The 3,261-nt window shown below is 57.1% G+C and carries 1 rRNA gene; it reads right to left on the bottom strand.

Annotated elements, in window-relative coordinates:
• Positions 1 to 22: 22 nt before the first annotated feature.
• A 23S ribosomal RNA gene (locus ACFXI4_RS44395) occupies positions 23 to 3,127 on the bottom strand.
• Positions 3,128 to 3,261: the final 134 nt, after the last annotated feature.

Genomic DNA, 3,261 nt, shown 5'->3' on the forward strand with positions numbered 1-3,261 from the left:
AACACAGTGGACGCGAGCAACTGAGGACAAGCCCTCGGCCTATTAGTACCGGTCACCTCCACACCTCACGGTGCTTCCAGATCCGGCCTATCAACCCAGTCGTCTACTGGGAGCCTTACCCCATCAAGTGGGTGGGAGTCCTCATCTCGAAGCAGGCTTCCCGCTTAGATGCTTTCAGCGGTTATCCCTCCCGAACGTAGCCAACCAGCCATGCCCTTGGCAGAACAACTGGCACACCAGAGGTTCGTCCGTCCCGGTCCTCTCGTACTAGGGACAGCCCTTCTCAAGACTCCTGCGCGCGCAGCGGATAGGGACCGAACTGTCTCACGACGTTCTAAACCCAGCTCGCGTACCGCTTTAATGGGCGAACAGCCCAACCCTTGGGACCGACTCCAGCCCCAGGATGCGACGAGCCGACATCGAGGTGCCAAACCATCCCGTCGATATGGACTCTTGGGGAAGATCAGCCTGTTATCCCCGGGGTACCTTTTATCCGTTGAGCGACGGCGCTTCCACAAGCCACCGCCGGATCACTAGTCCCGACTTTCGTCCCTGCTCGACCCGTCGGTCTCACAGTCAAGCTCCCTTGTGCACTTACACTCAACACCTGATTGCCAACCAGGCTGAGGGAACCTTTGGGCGCCTCCGTTACTCTTTAGGAGGCAACCGCCCCAGTTAAACTACCCATCAGACACTGTCCCCCACCCGGATCACGGGCGCGGGTTAGACATCCAGCACGACCAGACTGGTATTTCAACGACGACTCCCCCTGAACTGGCGTCCAGAGTTCAAAGTCTCCCAGCTATCCTACACAAGCCGAACCGAACACCAATATCAAACTGTAGTAAAGGTCCCGGGGTCTTTCCGTCCTGCTGCGCGAAACGAGCATCTTTACTCGTAGTGCAATTTCACCGGGCCTATGGTTGAGACAGTCGAGAAGTCGTTACGCCATTCGTGCAGGTCGGAACTTACCCGACAAGGAATTTCGCTACCTTAGGATGGTTATAGTTACCACCGCCGTTTACTGGCGCTTAAGTTCTCAGCTTCGCCCAGACGAATCTGAGCTAACCGGTCCCCTTAACGTTCCAGCACCGGGCAGGCGTCAGTCCGTATACATCGCCTTACGGCTTCGCACGGACCTGTGTTTTTAGTAAACAGTCGCTTCTCGCTGGTCTCTGCGGCCACCCCCAGCTCAGGAAGTAAATTCCGTCACCAGGACTGGCCCCCCTTCTCCCGAAGTTACGGGGGCATTTTGCCGAGTTCCTTAACCATAGTTCACCCGAACGCCTCGGTATTCTCTACCTGACCACCTGAGTCGGTTTAGGGTACGGGCCGCCATGAAACTCGCTAGAGGCTTTTCTCGACAGCATAGGATCATCCACTTCACCACAATCGGCTCGGCATCAGGTCTCACCCTCATGTCATCCGGATTTGCCTAGATGACGGGCTACACCCTTACCCCGGGACAACCACCGCCCGGGATGGACTACCTTCCTGCGTCACCCCATCACTCACCTACTACCACCTTGGATCAGCGGCTCCACCACTTTCCATTCCCCGAAGGGTCCGGAACGGCTTCACGGCCTTAGCATCAGAAGGTTCGATGTTTGACGCTTCACAGCGGGTACCGGAATATCAACCGGTTATCCATCGACTACGCCTGTCGGCCTCGCCTTAGGTCCCGACTTACCCTGGGCAGATCAGCTTGACCCAGGAACCCTTAGTCAATCGGCGCACACGTTTCCCACGTGTGAATCGCTACTCATGCCTGCATTCTCACTCGTCAACCGTCCACAACTCGCTTACGCGGCTGCTTCACCCGGCAGACGACGCTCCCCTACCCATCACAGCGGGCGTTGGCCCTATAGCTGCAATGACACGACTTCGGCGGTACGCTTGAGCCCCGCTACATTGTCGGCGCGGAATCACTAGACCAGTGAGCTATTACGCACTCTTTCAAGGGTGGCTGCTTCTAAGCCAACCTCCTGGTTGTCTGTGCGACTCCACATCCTTTCCCACTTAGCGTACGCTTAGGGGCCTTAGTCGATGCTCTGGGCTGTTTCCCTCTCGACCATGGAGCTTATCCCCCACAGTCTCACTGCCGCGCTCTCACTTACCGGCATTCGGAGTTTGGCTAAGGTCAGTAACCCGGTAGGGCCCATCGCCTATCCAGTGCTCTACCTCCGGCAAGAAACACACGACGCTGCACCTAAATGCATTTCGGGGAGAACCAGCTATCACGGAGTTTGATTGGCCTTTCACCCCTAACCACAGGTCATCCCCCAGGTTTTCAACCCTGGTGGGTTCGGTCCTCCACGAAGTCTTACCTCCGCTTCAACCTGCCCATGGCTAGATCACTCCGCTTCGGGTCTTGAGCGTGCTACTGAAACGCCCTATTCGGACTCGCTTTCGCTACGGCTACCCCACACGGGTTAACCTCGCAACACACCGCAAACTCGCAGGCTCATTCTTCAAAAGGCACGCAGTCACACCACAAGGATGCTCCCACGGCTTGTAGGCACACGGTTTCAGGTACTATTTCACTCCCCTCCCGGGGTACTTTTCACCATTCCCTCACGGTACTATCCGCTATCGGTCACCAGGGAATATTTAGGCTTAGCGGGTGGTCCCGCCAGATTCACACGGGATTTCTCGGGCCCCGTGCTACTTGGGTGTCTCTCAAACGAGCCGTCAATGTTTCAGCTACGGGGGTCTTACCCTCTACGCCGGACCTTTCGCATGTCCTTCGCCTACATCAACGGTTTCTGACTCGTCTCACGGCCGGCAGACCGCAAAAGAGAGATCCCACAACCCCGTATACGCAACCCCTGCCGGGTCTCACACGCATACGGTTTGGCCTCATCCGGTTTCGCTCGCCACTACTCCCGGAATCACGGTTGTTTTCTCTTCCTGAGGGTACTGAGATGTTTCACTTCCCCTCGTTCCCTCCACACTGCCTATGTGTTCAGCAGCGGGTGACAGCCCATGACGACTGCCGGGTTTCCCCATTCGGAAACCCCCGGATCAAAGCCTGGTTGACGACTCCCCGGGGACTATCGCGGCCTCCCACGTCCTTCATCGGTTCCTGGTGCCAAGGCATCCACCGTGCGCCCTTAAAAACTTGGCCACAGATGCTCGCGTCCACTGTGCAGTTCTCAAACAACGACCAGCCACCCGTCACACACCACTTACGCAGTGCTTTACCGGGGCCGGCATCAGAGGGAACTCATTCCCTCAGACACCCAACAGCGTGCCCGACAC

It is taken from the genome of Streptomyces sp. NPDC059224 (assembly GCF_042754285.1).
Classification (GTDB): domain Bacteria; phylum Actinomycetota; class Actinomycetes; order Streptomycetales; family Streptomycetaceae; genus Streptomyces.